This window comes from Segatella copri (genome assembly GCF_019249795.2).
In the GTDB taxonomy this organism is placed as follows: Bacteria; Bacteroidota; Bacteroidia; order Bacteroidales; family Bacteroidaceae; genus Prevotella; species Prevotella copri_B.
On record NZ_CP156891.1, the window covers coordinates 1818050 to 1837351 of the forward strand.

Annotated in this window: 19 protein-coding genes; 14 read left to right on the forward strand and 5 right to left on the reverse strand. The window is 48.3% G+C overall.

Annotated features, from left to right (window positions below; genetic code table 11):
- Positions 1-24 precede the first annotated feature (24 nt).
- Both KUA48_RS07730 and tsaB read right to left on the reverse strand, forming a co-directional pair.
- On the reverse strand, positions 25-621 hold the full coding sequence (locus KUA48_RS07730) for a DUF4290 domain-containing protein (protein WP_118080279.1): 597 nt from the start codon (positions 619-621) through the stop codon (positions 25-27).
- Positions 622-649: 28 nt separating this feature from the next.
- Complete coding sequence (gene tsaB, locus KUA48_RS07735; RefSeq protein ID WP_040553267.1) at positions 650-1342, reverse strand: tRNA (adenosine(37)-N6)-threonylcarbamoyltransferase complex dimerization subunit type 1 TsaB; 693 nt, start codon at positions 1340-1342, stop codon at positions 650-652.
- A 91-nt stretch (positions 1343-1433) separates the two neighbouring features.
- Between tsaB and KUA48_RS07740 the strand changes: the two genes are divergently transcribed.
- The 11 genes from KUA48_RS07740 to KUA48_RS07790 all read left to right on the forward strand — a co-directional run bounded on the left by KUA48_RS07740 (position 1434) and on the right by KUA48_RS07790 (position 12399).
- Positions 1434-2312 carry a YicC/YloC family endoribonuclease gene (locus KUA48_RS07740; protein ID WP_218433117.1) on the forward strand — a complete coding sequence of 293 codons (879 nt, stop codon included), beginning with the start codon at positions 1434-1436 and terminating at the stop codon, positions 2310-2312.
- A 152-nt stretch (positions 2313-2464) separates the two neighbouring features.
- Entirely contained in the window at positions 2465-3040 is a 576-nt protein-coding gene (gene gmk, locus KUA48_RS07745) for a guanylate kinase (RefSeq protein ID WP_022120348.1), read from the forward strand.
- Between the two features lie 3 nt (positions 3041-3043).
- Entirely contained in the window at positions 3044-3616 is a 573-nt protein-coding gene (nadD, locus tag KUA48_RS07750) for a nicotinate (nicotinamide) nucleotide adenylyltransferase (RefSeq protein WP_218433118.1), read from the forward strand.
- A gap of 55 nt (positions 3617-3671) precedes the next feature.
- On the forward strand, positions 3672-5579 hold the full coding sequence (locus tag KUA48_RS07755) for a phosphoethanolamine transferase (RefSeq protein ID WP_218433120.1): 1908 nt from the start codon (positions 3672-3674) through the stop codon (positions 5577-5579).
- A gap of 2 nt (positions 5580-5581) precedes the next feature.
- Positions 5582-6727 (forward strand): acyltransferase, encoded by a 1146-nt coding sequence (locus KUA48_RS07760; RefSeq protein ID WP_218433122.1) that lies wholly within the window; start codon positions 5582-5584, stop codon positions 6725-6727.
- A 9-nt stretch (positions 6728-6736) separates the two neighbouring features.
- Positions 6737-7741 carry an acyltransferase gene (locus KUA48_RS07765; protein ID WP_218433123.1) on the forward strand — a complete coding sequence of 335 codons (1005 nt, stop codon included), beginning with the start codon at positions 6737-6739 and terminating at the stop codon, positions 7739-7741.
- Positions 7742-7776: 35 nt separating this feature from the next.
- Complete coding sequence (locus tag KUA48_RS07770) at positions 7777-8682, forward strand: decaprenyl-phosphate phosphoribosyltransferase (RefSeq protein WP_117691883.1); 906 nt, start codon at positions 7777-7779, stop codon at positions 8680-8682.
- A gap of 4 nt (positions 8683-8686) precedes the next feature.
- Positions 8687-9328, forward strand: coding sequence for a haloacid dehalogenase-like hydrolase (locus KUA48_RS07775; RefSeq protein WP_117586422.1), 642 nt, complete (start codon positions 8687-8689; stop codon positions 9326-9328).
- A gap of 122 nt (positions 9329-9450) precedes the next feature.
- Complete coding sequence (locus KUA48_RS07780; protein WP_218433124.1) at positions 9451-10431, forward strand: acyltransferase; 981 nt, start codon at positions 9451-9453, stop codon at positions 10429-10431.
- A gap of 52 nt (positions 10432-10483) precedes the next feature.
- Entirely contained in the window at positions 10484-10921 is a 438-nt protein-coding gene (locus KUA48_RS07785; RefSeq protein WP_153080216.1) for a GtrA family protein, read from the forward strand.
- 38 nt (positions 10922-10959) lie between these two features.
- Positions 10960-12399: a DUF6080 domain-containing protein gene (locus tag KUA48_RS07790; protein WP_218433125.1), complete on the forward strand. Its 1440-nt coding sequence runs from the start codon at positions 10960-10962 to the stop codon at positions 12397-12399.
- Here the strand turns inward: KUA48_RS07790 and KUA48_RS07795 are convergent.
- Positions 12391-13272 carry a beta-1,6-N-acetylglucosaminyltransferase gene (locus KUA48_RS07795; RefSeq protein ID WP_215651620.1) on the reverse strand — a complete coding sequence of 294 codons (882 nt, stop codon included), beginning with the start codon at positions 13270-13272 and terminating at the stop codon, positions 12391-12393. The two genes, KUA48_RS07790 and KUA48_RS07795, sit on opposite strands and share 9 nt — an antisense overlap.
- 227 nt (positions 13273-13499) lie before the next feature.
- Here KUA48_RS07795 and KUA48_RS07800 point away from each other — a divergent pair, with 227 nt between their 5' ends.
- Both KUA48_RS07800 and KUA48_RS07805 read left to right on the forward strand, forming a co-directional pair.
- The gene (locus KUA48_RS07800; RefSeq protein WP_118080261.1) at positions 13500-14837 is read left to right on the forward strand and encodes a DUF6080 domain-containing protein; all 1338 of its coding nucleotides are present in this window, start codon (positions 13500-13502) and stop codon (positions 14835-14837) included.
- A gap of 47 nt (positions 14838-14884) precedes the next feature.
- Positions 14885-15859, forward strand: coding sequence for a glycosyltransferase (locus KUA48_RS07805; RefSeq protein WP_153139439.1), 975 nt, complete (start codon positions 14885-14887; stop codon positions 15857-15859).
- On the opposite strand, the gene KUA48_RS07810 is transcribed toward KUA48_RS07805, so the two are convergent.
- A complete protein-coding gene (locus KUA48_RS07810; RefSeq protein WP_218433126.1) occupies positions 15795-17231 on the reverse strand; it encodes a lipopolysaccharide biosynthesis protein in 1437 nt (478 codons plus the stop codon). The genes KUA48_RS07805 and KUA48_RS07810 overlap by 65 nt on opposite strands.
- 122 nt (positions 17232-17353) lie before the next feature.
- Between KUA48_RS07810 and KUA48_RS07815 the strand changes: the two genes are divergently transcribed.
- A complete protein-coding gene (locus KUA48_RS07815) occupies positions 17354-18223 on the forward strand; it encodes a phosphorylcholine transferase LicD (RefSeq protein WP_118192090.1) in 870 nt (289 codons plus the stop codon).
- Here KUA48_RS07815 and KUA48_RS07820 read toward each other — a convergent pair.
- Entirely contained in the window at positions 18220-19296 is a 1077-nt protein-coding gene (locus KUA48_RS07820; RefSeq protein WP_218433127.1) for an NAD(P)-dependent oxidoreductase, read from the reverse strand. The two genes, KUA48_RS07815 and KUA48_RS07820, sit on opposite strands and share 4 nt — an antisense overlap.
- Between the last annotated feature and the right edge of the window lie 6 nt (positions 19297-19302).

Below are 19302 nucleotides of genomic sequence, written 5' to 3' on the forward strand. Positions count from 1 at the left end.
GTCTACTATATATAATAATGTGGATTACTTTTTCTTCTTATTATTTACATTCTTAGGCTGCGCCTCAATCTTCTCGAAAACGAAGGTATCGAGATCGAGTTGGATGTTGCCATCGGTAAAACGTGCCAGATCGGAAGCTACCTTGGCTACATCGCTGGAGCCATGACTCCAGGTTACCAGGTCGCGATGCATCTGGTTGGCAGTAAGCTCCACGAGTTTATCGCGCTCCTCACTTGGTTCCATCGTCTTCAGCTTTTCGAAAATCTCGAAGAGCATAGCTCCATAATGGCGCACCGGGATGTGCTGCATAGGATATGGCAAAGGCTCCGGCTTGGTTGCTATCTTCACAGCATCCGATACATCATAAGGGAAATCGATGTCGAGCTGGAAATTGCTCATGATGGCAAGCTGGTCCCAGAGTTTCTGCTCATGATCCTCTACCCCTCTGTTCTCAGGGAACATACGGTCCATGACTGCAATAATGGTCTCTGCACAGCGCTGGCGCTCTTCACGATCGGTAAGCGTCAGACAATGGTCTACCATCTGCTGAATCTCACGGCCATACTCAGGCAGAATGAGCTTAGCTCTCTGGGTATTATAGTCTAATCCTTCTATATTCATTCTTACATATTTTATATAATAAATAATTCTAGAGCAGTTTCTTTGGCATCTTAGCCACGAAATCCTTGAGATAGAAAGGCACGAAATATGCCACATCTTCGAACTTGCCCTCTACAAAACGCTTCTCTGCCAGCGGAGCCATATTCTTAGCCAAAGGCTCAATGCCCTCTACGAGGTGAGCATTCGGATGGTTGATGGTCTCCATACACTTGGCAGCGCCATTTCCGAAGAAGTACACATGGTGCTGGTCCAGATATTCCTTGTAGGTATCAGCATCCACAATATCAGCCTGAATAGGGCGAACCACCTTCAGGGCGCGGTCGAGCACTTCGGCATATACCTCCATGCGGCGGGCGTCGAGCATAGGTACTATGAGAGCGTCTTCCTCCTCAGGATGTTCGCCAAGCAATACAGGCACTGCCATCAGTTCGAGTGTTGGAACAGCGATGAGTTTCACACCGCGACCATAACAGATGCCCTTCGCCATACTCACACCGATACGCAATCCGGTATAGGAACCCGGACCACAACTTACCGCCACAGCCTCCAGCGGAAGACCATGAGAATCGAGGAAATCAAGAGCCTCATCCACAAACACACCCAACTTAACAGCATGGTTCGGACCTGTGTGATCTTCCTGGTTGAAAATCACCTGTCCACTATCACTAATTGCCACTGAGCACACGTCCGTACTCGTCTCAATATTCAAAATACACGACATAATTAAAAAATATATTCTTAAATAAGGTGCAAATATACTCATTTTCTCGCTTTTTTTTGTACTTTTGCAGAAATTTAACGCGAAAGATTATATGATACAGTCAATGACAGGCTTCGGAAAAGCTACCGCGGCCTTTAAAACAAAGAAGATTAATGTAGAGATAAAGTCATTAAATAGCAAGACGCTTGACCTCTCTACTCGTATTGCTCCGCTCTATAGAGAGAAGGAGATGGAAATCCGTCAGTATATCTCTAAAAATCTAGAAAGAGGCAAGGTTGACTTCGCCATCTGGATTGATAAGGATGCTACTACAGATGCCACTCCTATCAACGCGGCGCTTGTACAGAATTATTACCAGCAAATCAAGAAGATTTCGGCTGAAACAGGCATTCCTGAGCCAACCGACTGGTACAGCACTCTGTTGCGTCTTCCTGATGTAACAACGAAGACGGATGTGGAAGAATTGAGCGATGAGGAGTGGGAAGTGGCAAAAAATGCAATTTGCGAGGCTGTGAACCATCTCATAGCCTTCCGCAAGCAGGAAGGAGCCGCTCTTCAGAAGAAATTTACTGAGAAAGTGGATAACATCCAGGCGCTCCTGGCTAGCATCGAACCATACGAGAAGGCTCGCGTGGAGAAGATCAGACAGAACATCGTTAACGGACTGCAGCAGATTCCGAATGTGGATTACGACAAGAACCGCCTGGAGCAGGAACTCATCTACTACATCGAGAAGCTCGACATCAGCGAGGAGAAGCAGCGCCTTGCCAACCACCTGAAGTATTTCCGCGAGACCATGAATGAGGAAGGTCATGGTGTAGGAAAGAAACTCGGTTTCATCGCACAGGAAATGGGACGCGAAATCAACACCACCGGCTCTAAGAGCAACCAGGCTGAGATGCAGAATATCGTGGTGAAGATGAAGGACGAACTGGAGCAGATCAAGGAGCAGGTGCTGAATGCCCTCTAAACAAGAGACAGGCACCTTCTCTCTCCCCAAAAGCCCCCTCAAAAGCCCCCTCAAGTGGCGTTTTTGAAAGCCTCGCCCCCGTTCCAGGCGATTTCATCGCCTGTCCAAAAAGCCCCCTATCAAACAGCAAATAAAGAAAAGAAGAATAAAAAATGAAGAACGGATTGTTAATTTTCAGCGCCCCATCGGGCAGCGGTAAGAGCACAATAGTAAACTGGCTGATGAAAGAGCACCCGGAATTGAAGCTGGCTTTCTCTATCAGCTGTACCTCTCGTGCTCCGCGCGGTACAGAACAGAATGGTGTAGAGTATTTCTTCCTCTCTCCAGAGGAATTCAAGGCTAAGATTGAGGCTGACGAGTTCCTGGAGTATGAGGAGGTTTACCAGGACAGATTCTACGGCACCCTGAAGTCACAGGTAGAAAACCAGCTTGCCAAGGGCGAGTCGGTGATTTTCGATGTTGACGTGAAGGGTGGTGTAAACATCAAGAAGTTTTATGGCGAGCGTGCCTTGAGCATCTTTGTCCAGCCACCTTCGGTAGAGGAATTGCGCCGCCGTCTGGTGGGTCGCAATACTGATGCGCCTGAGGTGATTGAGCAGCGCCTTGCCAAGGCAAGCTATGAGTTGACCTTCGCCCCTCAGTTTGACCACGTGGTCGTAAACGATGACTTGGAGAAGGCTCAGCAGGAGGTTTATCAGCTCGTCAAGGCCTTCCTAGACGCAGAGTAAGAAATGAAGAAGGTAGGAATCTTTGGCGGTAGCTTCAACCCCATCCATACGGGCCATATCGCATTGGCGAAAAGCCTTTGCGAGAAGGCCTGCCTGGACGAGGTGTGGTTCATGGTTTCGCCCATGAACCCATTCAAGAAGACCGCTACCGACTTGCTCGACGACCAGCTGCGCCTGGAAATGGTAGAAAAAGCGCTGGAGCACGAGCCACAACTGAAGGCATGCGACTATGAGTTCCGCCTGCCTAAGCCATCTTATACCTGGCATACGCTGCAAGCCATCAGCAAGGATTACCCGGAAAACGAGTTCACCCTGCTGATTGGTGGCGACAACTGGGCAGCTTTCGACAAGTGGTACCACCACGACGACATCCTAGCCCACTATCCCATCGTGGTTTATCCGCGCCAGGGAGCCTGCATAGGCAATGTACCAGAAGGCGTTACCATCGTAGAAACTCCACTGCTCAACATCAGCAGCACGGAAATCAGAAAGCGTATCAAAGAGGAGGAAAGCATCAGGGGAATGGTGCCGGAATGCATCGAGCAACTGGCTGTCAGAAACTACAGGCAGTTCTAGGCATCCCTCTCTCCGAAAACGCTTAAAATCATATTTAAACAACAAACAGCAAAAAATGAGTTGGAAAGAAATCATTAAGAAGTGTCTGAACGTGGCTTCTGCGCCGATTCGCAGAAATGCCAACTTCTTTGTGTTCATGTACCTGCTGGGCATGATCAGTTCTATCGTGACTACACCAGCCAAGGGGACTCTATACGACAACCTGTTCCTAGAACTCTTTGTCGACCTCTATGTTGTGTGTGCCATTGTCGCCATCTTCCCCAAGAAGGTGCGTTGGGGGCTGCGTGCCGTACTATACCTTATATTATATAGTACAGCTGCCGCCGACACCTATTGCTACGTGAATTTCGGCTCTACGCTCAACCCTTCTATGCTGATGCTGGTGGGCGAGACCAACAGTTCGGAGGCTAGCAGTTTCCTCTCAGCCCTCATCTCTGCCGAGGTTCTCTTCAGTAGTGTGGGCTGGATCCTGCTTCTCGCTCTCATCCAGATTCTCATCGCCATCTTCCGCAAGCAACTCATCAAGCTATACGTTTTCATCATTACCGTTCTGGAGTTGGCTTCTGTCAAGAAACGGCTGATGGCTATCCCCCGCATGACTGCAGCCATGCCTGCCAGCTTCGGAATCCTATGCCTCATCATCTTCATCATAGGATGCTGCACCTCCTGGCACAACAAGATGGCTTACCATAAACTCATGAACGGTAGAACAATAGGCGAAGTAGAGCATATCCTGACAGAAAAGGATCATGCTGTTCTCTATCTGCCTGTCTACCGACTCCAATTCAGTATCTATGCCAACCAGCTGGCTGCGCATCAGATTACCCAACTCATTCATGCTGCCCACGAGGTAAAGGTTGACAGTTGCAGCTACCGCTCGCCAAACATCGTGCTGATTATCGGCGAAAGCTTCGGCCGCCATCATTCCCAGCAGTACGGCTATTTTATGGATACCACTCCACAGCAGGTAGCCTTGGAGAAATCGCGCAAACTCACCAAGTTTACCGATGTGGTAACCTGCTGGAACCTGACCAGTTTCGTTTTCAAGAACATGCTCTCTACCCATGTGGTAGGCGAGAAAGGCGAATGGTGCGACTATCCGCTCTTCCCTGAAGTGTTCCGAAAGGCAGGCTACAACGTAACCTTCATCACCAACGAATTCCTGCCACAGGCAAAGGAGGCGGTTTACGACTTCAGCGGCGGTTTCTTCCTGAACAACCCGGAACTGAGCAAACTCCAGTTCGACCATCGCAACACCCAGCTCCACGACCTGGACGACGGATTGCTGAAGGATTATGATGACAGTCTGAAGAACTTCCAGAAGGAGCATAACCTCACCATCTTCCACCTGATGGGCCAGCATGTAAACTATAAGCAGCGCTACCGCACAAAGCAAGCCCGGTTCTGGGCAAGCAGTTATGAAGACAAGCGCCCTGAACTGACCAATGCCCAGCGCAAGATGCTGAGTCATTACGATAACGCCACCCTCTACAACGACTCTATCGTAGCCCAGATTGTAAAGCGTTTCCAAAAGCAGGATGCAATCGTCATCTACGTGCCCGACCATGGCGAAGAATGCTACGAAGAGAACCGAGGCTTCATCTGCCGTAACCATTCTGCAGAAATCGACTGGCCGCTGGCTCACTATGAGTTTGAAATTCCGTTCTGGATATACTGTTCGCCAAAATATATCAGGAATCACCGCGACATTTACCGTCAGATACGCAAAGCTAAGGACAAGCGTTTCATGACCGATGCCCTGCCTCATCTTCTATTGTATCTGGCTGGCATTGAGACACCTACCTATAAGGAGGAATATAACATCCTGAGTCCGAAATATGACGAGATGCGACCACGTATCCTCAAAAACTCTGCCGATTACGACAAACTTCGTGATGCGCATCTGGAAAAGATAAAAAAGGAAGAAAGTAAAAAGGTAAAAAAGAAAGAAAGGAGAAACTGATTATGAATAGTGCTATTCTATCACGCCCGGCATGCAATGCCCTGAGAGGACTCGCCATCATCGGCATCTTCTTGCATAACTACTGCCATTGGCTGGGACCTATTGTCAAGGAGAACGAGTATCAATACTTCCAGCACAATGTTGACTGGCTGAACCAGGTAATGGTCAGCATGGACCTCAACCTGCCTGTACACCTGCTCTCGTTCTTCGGCCATTACGGTGTGCCCGTATTCCTCTTTCTGAGTGCTTACGGACTGGTGATGAAATACGAGGCTAAACCTCATCTCTCTACCGAACAGCAGACCAGAATGTACAGCATCTCGGGCAAGAAACTTACAGGAAGCATCAACTGGCGCGAACCGCTCCACTTTATCCGCTATCACTATCTGAAACTCTTCAAGATGATGATAGTAGGTTTCGTGGCATTCACGATGCTCGACCTTATCACGCCTGGCTCTCACCACTATGCAGCGCTCGACATCGTTGCGATGCTGGGCATGTTCAATAATGTATTGCCAAATCCGGATAACATCATCTGGCCGGGTCCGTACTGGTTCTTTGGTCTGATGCTGCAACTTTACATCGTCTATCGACTGCTGCTCTATCGCCGCCATTGGGGATGGACCGTAGGATTGATGGCCATCTGCATCGTCATCCAGCTCCTCCTGGGCTTTGACAATCCGGAGAGTGAAGTGATGAACCGCTACCGCTACAACTTTATGGGCGGCATGCTGCCATTCGGTTTGGGCATCCTCTATGCCAGATATGGCGAGAAGATTCTGATGACGTTCCATTCGCCTATCACCAACTTCTTTGGCTGCATCTTCTGCATCTCGCTGATTTACAGTCTGAGCGGCAGCATGGTTGGCTGGACCTTCGTGCCTTTCTTCTTCTGTCTGCTGAGCGTATTGGTAGCCGACCTACTCCAGAACATCAGCTGGTTATCAGGTATTTACAAGGTATTAGAGTGGATGGGCTGCATCTCCGCCGCCCTCTTCGTATGCCACCCTATCACCCGCAAGATATTCATCCCTATCAGCCGTCAGGGCGACATCTATGCTGGTCTGCTCCTCTACATCATATCGAGCATCTGCCTGGCTTGGCTCTTCACCCAACTGATGAAGAAGATTCCAAACCCGAAATATTAAAAGAAAATCATGAAGATAAAAGATATAGAACTGGCGAATATCAGCCGGTTTCGCGGCGAGTTGATGGGAGCAGCCATGCTGTTCATCATCCTCTTTCATGTGGCATTGCCTAGAGAAGATGCCTTTTTCGGGCTTCGCAGAATGGGCAATGTCGGTGTAGACATGTTCCTCTTTCTCAGCGGAATAGGTCTCTGGTTCTCGTGGATGAAGAATCCTTCTGCCAAGCATTTCTTCATCCGCCGTTATCTGCGCATCTACCCTACCTGGCTCATCATAGCCTGCCTCTTCTATATCCCTTCTTTCCAGGGCGGAAGCACCTGGAACTGGATCTATCTCTTTGGCGAAATAACCATCAACTGGGGGTTCTGGCTGCATGATGAGCTCAACTTCTGGTACATCCCGGCTACGATGATGCTCTATCTCTTTGCCCCTGCCTACATGGAACTCATCAAGCGCCATCCTATCTACCGCTGGCTGCCGGTGGTGATGATCATGTGGTGCATTCTGGTACAATATGTCACCCCGATACATCAGGCTGTAGGACATCTGGAGATTTTTTGGAGCCGCGTGCCTATCTTCTTCATCGGCATCAACATGGGTGAGATGGTCAGACAGAAACAGACGCTCGACGGCACTTCGATATGGATGATATGGCTCATGTTCCTGATGACGCTGCTGGCGAGCATCTTCCTGGAACAGGAGAAGCATGGCATGTTTCCGCTCTTCCTGGAACGCATGCTCTATATCCCGCTCACCATCACCAGCATCCTGCTGCTGAACCGCATCTTCCGCCGCACCCCGAGCTGGTTTAACAAGGGGTTCATGTTTGTGGGAGCGCTGAGCTTGGAGTGTTATCTGCTCCATATCCACTTCGTGCTGAAATACATAGAACCGCATCACTTGGGCTATTGGCCTACTTTCTTCATCTGCATAGGCATCACCCTGCCTGCAGCATGGATTCTGAGCAAGATAGCCGGATGGATTTCTAAAGAGTTATCTAAGTTTATCAAGTAAAAAAGGAGTTTATTTATTAAGAAAATTGGAGTTTTATGAACGAGAATAAATTGGAAGACAGTAAAGGTTTTGCTGCGCTGCTGCGACTGGTTCGCCCGAAGCAATGGATCAAGAATGGCTTTATCTTCTTACCGCTGTTCTTTGGCGGCGCCCTGTTGCATACAGATGCTCTGCTGGCGGGTCTGATTACTTTCTTCGCCTACAGTTTTGCCGCATCGAGCATCTATTGTTTCAACGACATCTTTGATGTGGAGGCCGACCGCCGCCACCCGGTCAAGTGCCATCGTCCGATAGCATCGGGGGCGGTCAGCATCAAGCAGGCATACGGACTGATGTTCCTGATGTTTGCCCTTTCTATGGGTGTATGCAGCCTGCTCGGCTCATGGGAGACGATGGGAATCATCATCTTCTATTGGCTTCTGAATCTCGGCTACTGCGCCAAATTCAAGCAATATGCCATCATCGATGTGTGTATCGTGGCTTTCGGTTTCGTACTCCGTCTGCTGGCAGGTGGTGTAGCAACGGGCATCGTACTCAGTAAGTGGATTGTGCTGATGACCTTCCTCATCACCCTCTTCATGAGTTTTGCCAAGCGCCGCGATGATGTGCTGCGCATGGAGAAGACGGGCGAGGCTCCCCGCAAGAATACCATCCGCTACAACCTCACCTTCATTAACCAGGCTATCACGATTACGGCTTCCGTAACCCTGGTATGTTACATCATGTATACGGTGAGTCCGGAGGTGATTGATAATTTCCATACTGATTATCTCTATCTTACGAGTGTCTTTGTGCTGGTCGGTTTGCTGAGATACATCCAGATAGCCGTGGTAGACCAGAAGAGTGGTGACCCTACGAAGATTATTCTACGCGACCGCATTACACAGTTTATCGTGCTCGCCTGGTTGCTCTCCTTCCTGATCCTTATTTATATCGTATAAGAAAATGAAGAAGAAAATATATTGTTTCGATTTCGACGGAACGCTGACAACAAGCGATACCCTGCTGGAATTCATCAGATATGCCAAGGGTACCGGTCGGTTTCTGATGGTTTTCCTGATGTACAGTCCGCTCCTGGTACTGATGAAGCTGCATCTCTTTCCCAACTGGAAGGCGAAGCAACTCATCTTTGCCCATCTCTTTGCCGGCATGCGTATCGAGAAGTTTGATGCGCTCTGCCGCGATTTTGCCGAAGAATACCAGCATCTGTTGCGCCCCAAAGGTGTCACGCTGGTACACGAAGCCCTGGTTGCAGGTGCTCAGGTTTTCATCGTGAGTGCCAGCATCGACAATTGGGTCCGCCCGTTCTTTAAAGTTCGCGGCCTAGATGGAGTCAGGGTTTTAGGTACCCAGATAGAAGTGATTGACGGCAGACTTACCGGCAAGTTCAAGAGCAACAACTGCTATGGCGAGGAAAAGGTGCACCGCATCTGCGAGGCACTGACCACCTCCGCCAATGCCTACGGTACCCTCTCATTATCTTTCGACCGCGCGCAATACGAAATAGAAGCATTTGGCGACAGCCGAGGCGATAAGGAGATGCTCGCCTTCGCCAACAAAGGACATTACAAGCCCTTCAGAATTTAGAAACGCATAACGGAAGACAGGAAAGCCTAACGGAGTCGCAAACCATCTTGCCAAGTACCCATGTACGGCGAAACGCCGTATCAAGTATACCAACTTACTGACTTACAATACATTAACTTGTTATGAAACAAAGGAATACAGACATCGACTGGATAAGAGCCATACTCATTATTCTCATGATATTGATTCATATCGTGAGCTTCGGCAACGCATACCCCCAGCTCAAGGCAGGCATTCTCTCATTCATGATGCCTACCTTCCTCATCATCACGGGCTATCTCGTGAATATCGAGAAAAGCCCAAAGGAGATGGGAAGATACCTGATGTGTCTCGCTTTGCCTTACGTCATCATGGTAACCGGTTTCTCTGTACTCTCCTATTTCATGCCGGTGAGAGATGGCATCACGGAACTGTCACTCTCTCAGATTTGTGAGAAGATATTCGTTACTTCCATCGGTCCCTATTGGTTCATCCAGACCATGATTATCTGCGGCATTCTCTATTACGTCAGTTTCAAGGGAGCAACCTGGGGAACCCTCAGACAGGGAAAAACGACGATGAGCACCACCACAAGCCTCTTTATCTTCGCCACCCTACTCCTGCTCCTGTCCAAGACACCCGCTCTTTCGCCCAGTGCCGCCACCTATTATTTCATCGGAGCGGTACTCAGACAATGCCATATCGGCTTTGACAGAATTTTCCGTCCTTCACCGGTTGCCCTGCTGCTCTGGATCAACTTGCTGGGCTTGGAAGAATGGTATGACTGGGGCACTCTCGCCATCGTCTTCTCCTGCTGGTGCTGCATTTCATCCCTGATGTGGATACACAGCCTCATCAAACGCCTACAGGATAATGTCAGCGTCCGAAAGACAGAAGACACCTTATTATATATGGGTCGCAACACGCTGCCCATCTACCTCTTCCACCCCATCTTTACGATGGCAGCCAAGTTCTATCATCCCCTCTTTAGCTGGGACAGGAGCGAAATCTGTTTTGCCCTCGTTACCATCTTCATCGCCATAGCCGGAAGCATCGGCATCGCCAAGATGATGGAGAAGACCCGACTGGCTTATCTCTTCGGAAAAGGAAAGATGCTGAGATAAATAATACCAGGATATATTTGGTAATTTGGAGATTTTGAAGTACTTTTGCAACATGAATATCAAGAACAAGATAAATAATATGGATGATGCCAAGCGAGAGAAGCTGGGCGAAGTCATCAGATTCGGAATCGTAGGCGGACTGGCTACGGTACTGCAATATGTCATCTACCTGGCTATGATGCCGGCGCTGACCCATTTCATCCCCAACATGGGCGACCACAGCCTGGCTACCACCGCCAACACCATCGCCTACATCGTGAGTTTCATCTTCAATTTCATCGCCAGTACCCGCTATACATTTAAGGTAAAGGCGAATGCCAAGCGCGGAGCAGGATTCACCCTCTCCCACATCGTCAACTACTCGATGCAGACCCTCTGCCTCAACCTCTTCGTAGGCTTGGGTCTAGCCAAACAGCTGGCTATGATACCCACCCTCTGCATCTGCATCCCGGTAAACTTCCTCCTGGTAAGGTTCTTCCTGAAGAAATAAGAAATAAGGGGATTCCCAAAACACGATAAAAGAAAGATATGAAAAAGATATTCGATATTTTTAAAATCAAGGAAGAAGAAAGAGTTTCAGCACTCGTCGCACTCATCATAGCATGTGCTCTCAATGCCCTGACTGTCATCAAATACCACAGCCAGTTCTCGCAGATTACAGATAATTATCACAAACTCTTTGTCAAGACCTTCCATGTGGCAGGTTTCGACCCGCTTACCTATAGCATCGTATCTCACTGGGACACAGAATATAACGTATACCGCCACCCGCTACTGGCGTTCTTCATGTATATCCCGAATCAGATAAATCAAGGATTGCTAATGCTTACCGGCATCAACTGCGTTCAGTTTGTCGTGGGAGCTATCCTGGTGTTCTGCGCCTTCTATTCTTTCATTTTCCTTTATCGTATATTCAGAGAAGTGATTGGTACAGAGCGCTTTGATGCCAATCTGCTCTCTGCCTTCTATTTCTCTTTTGCCTATGTGATGGTTTCAGCGATGGTACCCGACCATTTCATCATGTCGATGATCATACTCCTCTGTACCCTGTATATCACAGGCGTATGCATGAAGAAAGGCAGACAACTTACCATCTGGCAGACTATCCTGCTCTTTGTATTTACAGCGGGCGTATCGCTCAACAATGGTCTGAAGACCTATCTTGCCGCCCTTTTTACCAATGGCAGAAAGTTCTTCAGTATCAAATACTTCCTGATAGGAGTCATCCTTCCTGCCGCACTCATGTGGGCTTTCGCCAGATGGGAATACCGCACCTTCGTATGGCCTAAGGAGATGGCAAGACACGAGGCTAAGATGAAGAAAAACAAGGAAGCCACAGCCAAGATTTACCAGCAATACCGCGACAGCACTGGCGTGAAAGACTCGGCAAAGGTAGAAGCTGCCGTCAGGAAAATCATCAAGGATAAAGCGCATGCCAAATATGTTCGTGACCATAAACAGATATGGAACAAGAACACGGGCAAACCTATCGCCAAGGGCGAATTCATGAACTGGACCGACAAGACGACCTCCCGCTCACAAACTCTGGTCGAGAATTTCTTCGGTGAAAGCATCATGCTGCACCAGCAGAACCTTCTGGGCGATGTATTGCGCAACCGTCCGGTTATCGTGAAATACCAGTCTGCAGTCAATTATGTGGTAGAGGCATGCATCGTTGTGCTTTTCTTACTTGGCATCCTCGCCGGAAGAAAATCAAAGTTCCTATGGCTCACCCTGACATTCTTCCTGATGGATGCTGCCCTCCATATCGGTTTGGGCTTCGGCATCAACGAGGTATATATCATGACCGCCCACTATATGTATGCCCTTCCTGTCGCCATCGCCTTCCTGGCGCTCAAGGCTAAAGGAAAGAGCCGGAAATGGGCTTTCAGAGGATTGATGCTCGCCATCACCCTCTATCTGTGGATCAGCAACGGATACCTGCTGGTAGGCTATATGTTAGGATAAAGCCCCATAAGAAGCCTTTATCCAGCGGATGATATCCTCATGCTCCATATCAAACTTACGGGCAAAGAGGCGGTTGCTTTGTTCCAGCTCCTCTTTGTCTGCTATAGTCCAGACGTATGGATTACCGCGTTTCCAGTCGATAAGTCGCATACATCCTTCGTATTCATCCTTTTCAGAATACAGGGCAGCCCGGAAGTCGGGATGATTCCATACCAGGGTCTGCAGGAAGAACTCATCAGGGCAGAAGGTATAATTGAATCTCTTCAGCACAAACGGTTTCTTGCTCACCACATATTCCACGCATGCCTGCGTGATGCTCACCCAGTTGGCACCCTTGGCAAAATCCATCTTCTGGCGATGCAGGAACGGCATGAGCAGCATCGAAAGATATTTATTCAGTCGCCTGGTAATGGCATTCAAAGCCCCATACTTCGAGCGGGTAAGACTGGTAAATAGCCAATAACGCATCATCTTCCGGCGGCAATCCCATTCAAATTCCTCGCCATGATTGATGCCCACAAACTCCTTACCCTGATGCTCCTCAAAGAACTGATGGATGTAATCCTGCGATTTGATAGGTAAATCCTGACCACTCAGCAGATGGTAGTAGGCATAAGGTCCATGCTTCAAAGCCTCCTCGAAAAGCACATACTCCGCCTTAATCTGGCTCAGATTTCCCCAACGCACATCCACCCTCTGTTCCAACACAAAGAGGCGTGCCTTGGAAAGAACCAGCGGTTCAGCACCATCCAGCATATCCGATTTCCGGTCGATATGCAGAAATATATCATTGCGCTCATCATCGAGCATCGACAGCAATACCCTCAGAAGCGGTAAACTGCCATGAGCCATTATCAAAAAAGCATGTTTCATTGTCATTATTTATCTTTATTATCCAACTGTCCGTCCTGATGACTTTTTCATCATCATTGCGACAAAGATACACCAAATAAAAGAGAATACAAAATAAAACTCCGTTTTTATCAGAAAAAAGACACAAAATAGAGCCTTTCTTTTTGAATATTCAGAAAAAACAATTACTTTTGCAGCGCTAAGAAGGAGATGCGGCATGCATCAGCCCAGCAAAAAATAATCAGAGAATGAACAATATATTTAGAATTAAAAAAGAAGAAAGGCTCTTTGCCTTGATTACACTCATCGTTATCATCGCCTTCAATGTGCTGATGATAACCTATCATTTTGATGATTTCGGCAAACCGAAAGCAGGATTCTGGACGCTCTTCACCAAGAACTTTCAGATTTCAGGTTTCGACCCCTACACCTACCTTACCCTCTCGAAGTGGAAGGTGTATTACACGGAGTATCGCCATCCCATGCTCCCTTTCTTCCTCTATCCTTTCTCGCTACTGAACGGCTGGCTGATAGAACTCACCTCCCGCAACTGGGCAACTACCATCGTGGCGGTGATGATGACATTCTTCTCCACCTACTCCACCCTCTTCTTCAGAAGAATCTTCAGAGAGGTGATGCAGCTGAAGGCTATAGACAGCAATGTGCTCACAGCGATGCTTTTTTCCTTTGCCTACGTGCTGCTCGTCACCTTTGTGGATGACCATTTCGGCATGTCGCTTTTCTTCCTGTCGATGACACTTTATATAGCCGGCAAACAGCAGAAGGAACACCAGGGTATGCCTTGGTGGCAAACCGCCCTGCTCTTTTTCTTCACGGCAGGCATCACGCTGAGCAATGGCGCCAAGACCTTCCTTGCCGCCCTCTTTACCAATGGCAAAAAACTCTTCCGCCCGAAATATCTGGCATTGGGCATCATCTTGCCTACCCTCCTGATAGGTGCTGCAGGCATTTATCAGAACAAGGCTTTCATCATTCCGAACCGTCTGGAAGGAGAACGGCTCGTGGCTCAGAAAGCTGCGAAAGACAGTACTTTTAGGGCTAAGATGGAACAGAAGCAAAAACACGATAAGGCCATCGCTGGCAAAAATATCCAGAAACGAGGCATGCTCTCATGGGCAGATATGTCTATCTCCCGTTCAGAATCACTGGTAGAAAACGTTTTTGGCGAATCGCTTATCCTGCACAGGGAGCATCTGCTGGAAGATATCCACAGCCACCGCCCGATATTCGTGAAATACCAGACACCCGTTCCTTATATCATAGAGGGCATCATCGTGATTCTGCTGTGTATGGGCTTTTGGATGGGAAGAAGATCGGCCTTTCTCTGGCTCACTGCCTCATGGGTGGCATGCGATGCCTTCATTCATCTGGTCATGGGATTCGGACTGAACGAGGTTTATATCATGGCTGCCCATTGGGCGTTCATCATTCCGGTTTGTATCGGATATATCATCAGAAACTGTAAGGAGAAATATCTGCCTTATCTTCGTGGCACACTCGCAGTTATCACCATCTTCCTGTTCTTCTATAATAGCACGCTGATATTCGAGTATCTCACAAGATAAAAAAGAGAACTCGACAAGATAAAAAAGTATCTTAGATTAAAACCATCATGCTGAAAATAAGTATCTTAACCCCTATCTATGGAGTAGAAAAATATATCGAACAGTGCGCCCGGTCACTGTTCGAGCAGTCGTATGCGTCTATCGAATACATCTTTGTAGATGACTGTACCCCCGATAATAGCATCGGTATCCTACAATCGCTCCTGAAAGAATATCCTGAAAGAGCACAACAGGTACGCATCATCCACCACGACAGAAACCGGGGCGTGGGTGCCGCAAGACAGACGGCATTGATGGCAGCTACAGGCGACTATCTTTTATTTGCCGATAGCGATGACATGCTGCCGGAAGATGCAGTTGAGAAGCTGACCACAAAAGCCGAAAGCACTCATGCCGACCTGATTGATGGCGGCTACCGGGAATGGTGCGATGGTAAAGCTGGAATACTCCAGAAACCTTTTGATGTTTCTGACAAGAAACTGCTCAAACTGCTTGTTTGTCAGAACATCATCACCAACCGGCTGTGGGGCAGAATCTATAAGCGTTCGCTCATCATGGAGCACAGGATATTCTTTGAAGAGGGCATCAACTATGCGGAAGATCTTTTCTGGAATGCCCAGTTCATGTTCTACGGCAAAAAGGTGAACATCGATGATGCGGTATATTATTATCGTACCGACAATGAGAATTCCTACAATCACAACATCTCTGAAAAGAATCTCCTGTCATACTTCAAGTCAACCCGCCGACTCATCGATTTTTTCGAGCAGAACGATAAGAAGCATCAGTATCTCAGAGCCACAGAGATAGGCATCGTCAATGCCTACCGCTGGGCAGCAAACGCACAGGTAGCCTTCGAAAAGGTGGATCAGGCACTCGGCTACAAGCCTAAGAGCTGCCTCATCCGACTCATCATCAAGCTCATCAAAAAGGGGGTACCTGTCAAGAGGGTGAATCTTATCTACCTCGCTTACAGAAAGCTATACACTCTTCTAATATCTGCACCTTCAGCAGCTTCATGATACAGAAGTAGATGGTGGCTGAAACCAGCAGACGAACCAGCAGCAGGAGATAGATGTTCTGCAGGCTGCGAGTCATGAAATAGGTAACTACCATCGTGGCTGCCGCACAGAGCATGAATGGCAGTATATCCTTTGCCACATCCAGGAACCGCAATCCGGCAACACGCTTCATCATCCACTGCCAGACCAAAAGCCAGGCGATGATAAACACGGTATAGGCTATCACCATGGTCTGGATGCCATATTGATGACAGAACAACACCAAGGCGAGCAACCCCACTACCTGACCGATGTTGCACCACATATACACATCAGAACGCCCCTTGCTGATGGCAAGATTCTGATAGAGCGTATAAATCGGCATAAAGGCACCGCTCACACAGAGAATCTGCAACAGCGGCACACTGGCTATCCATTTCTCATGAATCGTAATCAGAATGAATTCGCGTGATACCAGGGTCAAACCAAACATCAATGGAAAAGAAAGGAATGCCGTGAAACGGAGCATTTTTCTAAACACCAGCAACTCGCGGTTCTTATCGTTCTGGATAGAAGCCAAGACAGGCTGAGCTATCTGTCCCACCGTATTGGCAACAAACGAATTAGCCTTGGTGTCCCAGTTGTATGCCTGACTATAGTTACCCACATCATTAATCGGATAGAACCTGCCGAAGACAAAGGTCAATACATTATTGCTCACCGTATTAATGATGTTGGTAACCAGGAGTTTCACGCTGAATCCAAACATCTTCCTCACCGGTCCGAAATCGATATGAAAGTTCGGGCGCCATCCCGTATAATAATATCTTCCTATATTCAGCACGAGGATAAAGATAACCTGCTGCCAGGCAAGACTCCAGTAAGCCATGCCGTTGAATGCCAGTACCAGTCCCACGACATTCGAACTGATCAGGGCCATGAAATTAACGATGGTAATCTCCTTGTTCATCATGTTCTTCATCATATATCCGTTCTGGGCGATGCCAAACGAAGAGATAAAGAAACTCAGGAACACGAAGCGCGACAGGGAGGTGAGACAAGGCTGATGGAAGAAATCTGCTATCAGCGGCGCACAGAAAAAGAGCACCACATACATGGTAAGACTCACCAGGACATTAAACCAGAACACCGAGTTATAATCGTTATCGGTGGGTTTTCTGATATTCACCAGTGCCTGGGTAAACCCGCTACTCTGCAGATTGCCCGCTATCAGGGTGAATATGGTGAGGATGCCGATGATACCATAATCGGCTGGCGACAACAAACGCGCCAAGAAGATGCCAAAGAGGATATTGAGTACCTGGGTAGAGCCACTGTTCATCGCTCCCCAGAACAATCCCTTGGCGGTTTTTTCCTTTAATGATTCTGCCATCGTTTCTATCTGATAAATATGGAATATTACTTGTTTTTACTTTTTAGAATGCAAAAGTAGCATAAATAGTTTGAAGTTCAAAACTTTTTGCTTACTTTTGCAGCCGTAAAACAGAAAAAAGTATGGATATTAAGAACATCAAGAAGGAATGGAATGCCACAATACTCGATATATTGAAGGCATTCATCGAAATCTGCAACAAGTATCACCTCAGATATTACTGTTGTGCCGGCACCGCCATCGGAGCCGCCCGTCACCACGGAATGATTCCCTGGGACGATGACATCGACGTGCTGATGCCACGCCCCGACTACGACCGTCTGCTCGAAATCGCCAAACACGAAGACTTTGGCAAATACGAGGTAGTGACTCCCTACAACAACGAATCGTATCCTCTGTATTTCTCTAAACTCGTGAATCGCGAAACCACCCTTATCGAGGAGAAGGAGCGTCCCTGCATCATCGGTCTTTACGTAGATATCTTCCCTCTTGATGCCACCGACGATGACCTGGAAACGGCAAAGGCGCTGTATCGCAAATACTCTAAGACCATCAACCGTCTGAATGCCGTAACCACCCACAATACTTTCTTTGAGTACATCTCCCTGCTCCTGCACAAGGAAACCTGGGGCCGCTTTGCCATCAAGACGATCGCCTTCTTCTGCCGCAGCAAGATGCGCCACCGCCTCATCCAGCAGATGGACGAGATGAGTCACCGGTATGACTTCGATAAGGCGAAGAACGTACTGGTGAATACAGGTTCCTACCACTATAAGGAGATTTTCCCGAAGGAATGGCTCGGCAAGGGCAAGGAATTCCCGTTCGAGGATACCACCGTCTTGCTGCCGGAGCAGGCTGATACCTATCTGCGCCACTTCTTTGGCGACTATATGAAGTTTCCACCCGTAGAACAGAGAGTAGAGAAACACCTTCGCTACTATCTGAACATGGAAAAGCGGGAAACATGGGATGAGATTAAAAGAAAGCTTTAGCCTTCCCTCACTTCCTGCAAGGTATGTCCGAAACCTTCTTCTACATCAAAGAGCGGTTTCCAGCCTAAAGCCTTGAGTTTATCCGTACTGAAGGTTGCCTTGGTGATAGGCGTGGTATTGCCCTGCTGCGCATCCGCCTCAGGAATATCAAACACCACCTTTCTATCCGCTTTCCGGGCTATCAGCTCTGCCAGTTGGCGGATGGAGATATTCGATTCTGAATGAGCCACATTATAGGCATTTGCCCTCTCGCCATCCAGCAGGAGGCGCAAGATGGCATGGGCGGCATCTACCACATAAAGCCAGGAGCGGAAAGCCTCACCCTTACTCTTCAGGACGATATCCTCACCCTTCAGAACATTGCGGATAAACTGGGCATACACCCTATTGTCACTCTCCGTAAAGCCCGGACCGTAGGTATGACTCAGTCTGGCTATCACCACATCGGCATCATACTCTGCTCCGTATGCCATGCAGAGCGTTTCGGCAGCACGTTTGGAAGATGGATAGCAGGCACGCACCGATGCACAATCCACATAGCCGCTGCTCTTCTCGGTAAATTCAGAGCCATCGCCCTCGCCATAGATTTCACCCGAAGAGATATAAACCATGCGCTGCATGCGGTGACTCAATCCATATTCCAGCAGGTTGGATACGCCGTTGATGTTTGCCTTCATCACCTCTACAGGGTTCTGCTTAAAGAAGTTAGGACTCGCATTGCTGGCTGCATCGATGATGTAATCAGCGTCCTCAGCCAACTCATTATAGACTGGTTCCCCTATCATCCTGTCCATGCTCTTGATGACAGGCTGGGTAACGTCTATCTCTGCAAAGAAGAAAGATTCATCCTCCCAATAGGCAGCAAACTTCTGTCGGGCACGTTCCTTGTTTCTTCCGGCTGCTATCACCTTGTAGCACCGGGCAGGATTCTGCATCAGCACATCAACCACACAGCCTCCTACCAATCCTGTAGCACCAGCCACAAGAATGGTCTTGCCATGCAGACGCTCCAATTCCAAACCTTCCCGGAAAAGGCGCGCAATATCTTCCTTATATGGTGAATTTCCTATCATAACATG

What these genes read in the sequence shown, in the direction of transcription:
- KUA48_RS07755 (WP_218433120.1), top strand. Translation starts at nt 3,672, where the DNA reads ATGAGTTGGAAAGAAATCATTAAGAAGTGTCTGAACGTGGCTTCTGCG.
- KUA48_RS07815 (WP_118192090.1), top strand. Translation starts at nt 17,354, where the DNA reads ATGGATATTAAGAACATCAAGAAGGAATGGAATGCCACAATACTCGAT.
- KUA48_RS07770 (WP_117691883.1), top strand. Translation starts at nt 7,777, where the DNA reads ATGAACGAGAATAAATTGGAAGACAGTAAAGGTTTTGCTGCGCTGCTG.
- KUA48_RS07760 (WP_218433122.1), top strand. Translation starts at nt 5,582, where the DNA reads ATGAATAGTGCTATTCTATCACGCCCGGCATGCAATGCCCTGAGAGGA.
- KUA48_RS07810 (WP_218433126.1), bottom strand. Translation starts at nt 17,231, where the DNA reads ATGGCAGAATCATTAAAGGAAAAAACCGCCAAGGGATTGTTCTGGGGA.
- KUA48_RS07800 (WP_118080261.1), top strand. Translation starts at nt 13,500, where the DNA reads ATGAACAATATATTTAGAATTAAAAAAGAAGAAAGGCTCTTTGCCTTG.
- nadD (WP_218433118.1), top strand. Translation starts at nt 3,044, where the DNA reads ATGAAGAAGGTAGGAATCTTTGGCGGTAGCTTCAACCCCATCCATACG.
- KUA48_RS07730 (WP_118080279.1), bottom strand. Translation starts at nt 621, where the DNA reads ATGAATATAGAAGGATTAGACTATAATACCCAGAGAGCTAAGCTCATT.
- KUA48_RS07795 (WP_215651620.1), bottom strand. Translation starts at nt 13,272, where the DNA reads ATGAAACATGCTTTTTTGATAATGGCTCATGGCAGTTTACCGCTTCTG.
- KUA48_RS07820 (WP_218433127.1), bottom strand. Translation starts at nt 19,296, where the DNA reads ATGATAGGAAATTCACCATATAAGGAAGATATTGCGCGCCTTTTCCGG.
- KUA48_RS07790 (WP_218433125.1), top strand. Translation starts at nt 10,960, where the DNA reads ATGAAAAAGATATTCGATATTTTTAAAATCAAGGAAGAAGAAAGAGTT.
- KUA48_RS07780 (WP_218433124.1), top strand. Translation starts at nt 9,451, where the DNA reads ATGAAACAAAGGAATACAGACATCGACTGGATAAGAGCCATACTCATT.
- tsaB (WP_040553267.1), bottom strand. Translation starts at nt 1,342, where the DNA reads ATGTCGTGTATTTTGAATATTGAGACGAGTACGGACGTGTGCTCAGTG.
- KUA48_RS07765 (WP_218433123.1), top strand. Translation starts at nt 6,737, where the DNA reads ATGAAGATAAAAGATATAGAACTGGCGAATATCAGCCGGTTTCGCGGC.
- KUA48_RS07775 (WP_117586422.1), top strand. Translation starts at nt 8,687, where the DNA reads ATGAAGAAGAAAATATATTGTTTCGATTTCGACGGAACGCTGACAACA.
- KUA48_RS07785 (WP_153080216.1), top strand. Translation starts at nt 10,484, where the DNA reads ATGAATATCAAGAACAAGATAAATAATATGGATGATGCCAAGCGAGAG.
- KUA48_RS07805 (WP_153139439.1), top strand. Translation starts at nt 14,885, where the DNA reads ATGCTGAAAATAAGTATCTTAACCCCTATCTATGGAGTAGAAAAATAT.
- KUA48_RS07740 (WP_218433117.1), top strand. Translation starts at nt 1,434, where the DNA reads ATGATACAGTCAATGACAGGCTTCGGAAAAGCTACCGCGGCCTTTAAA.
- gmk (WP_022120348.1), top strand. Translation starts at nt 2,465, where the DNA reads ATGAAGAACGGATTGTTAATTTTCAGCGCCCCATCGGGCAGCGGTAAG.